This window comes from Devosia chinhatensis, from assembly GCF_000969445.1.
GTDB lineage: Bacteria > Pseudomonadota > Alphaproteobacteria > Rhizobiales > Devosiaceae > Devosia > Devosia chinhatensis.
Window position 1 is genome coordinate 1 of the sequence record NZ_JZEY01000032.1, and the last position, 676, is coordinate 676.

Annotated in this window: 2 protein-coding genes; both read right to left on the bottom strand. The window is 52.4% G+C overall.

The genetic code is table 11. The features are described from left to right. Window positions 1-397 (bottom strand): hypothetical protein (locus tag VE26_RS17655; RefSeq protein ID WP_200897193.1); only part of this gene is annotated, 397 nt, incomplete at its 3' end. Then, window positions 379-676: hypothetical protein (locus tag VE26_RS17925; protein ID WP_046103243.1), on the bottom strand; the 298-nt coding region annotated here is incomplete at its 5' end. The genes VE26_RS17925 and VE26_RS17655, both read right to left, overlap by 19 nt.

Genomic DNA, 676 nt, shown 5'->3' on the forward strand with positions numbered 1-676 from the left:
CTGCACCAACACGTCCAATCCCTCCTTTCTCTTCTCTTCCTTTCTTTTTTCTCCCCTTTCCCTCTCCCTCCCCCTCCCTTCCTCTCCCTCTCTCCCCTCTTCTCTCTCCCCCTCCTCTCCTCTCCTCTCCTTTTACCTCACTTCCTCCTCTCCCCCCCCCCCTCTCTCCCCCCTCTTCTTCCTCCTCTTTCCTCCCTTTTTCTCTCTTCTCCTTTCTCTCTTTCTCCCTTTTTCTTCTCCCCTCCTTTTTCTTTTCTTCTCCCCTCTTTCTCTTCTCCTTTTCCTCCTCTCTCCCCTCCTTCCTCTCCCTCTTCTCTTTTCTTCCTCTCGTTTTCCTTCCCCTGCTCCCTTTCCTCCTCTCCCTTCTTCCTTTTCCTCTTACCCCCTGCTCCGCCACCTTCCTCTCCTTCTGCCTTCCCCTCTCCTTTCCTTTTCCATCCTCTTCCCTCCCCTCTCTTTCCTCCCCTCCCTTCTCTCCTCCCCTCCTCCTTCTCTGCCTTCCCCCTCTTTCTTTTCTTGTTTTCCCTCTTCTTTTCTCGTCTTCTCTGCCTCTTTGTCACTCTTTCTGTCCTCTTTTCCTCTTTCGTTCCCTTTATTCTCCACACCTCTTTCTATCCCTTCGTCACCCCCCTGTATCTCTTCTTCGTGCTGTCCGCTGTCTTTATGTCTGTCCGTT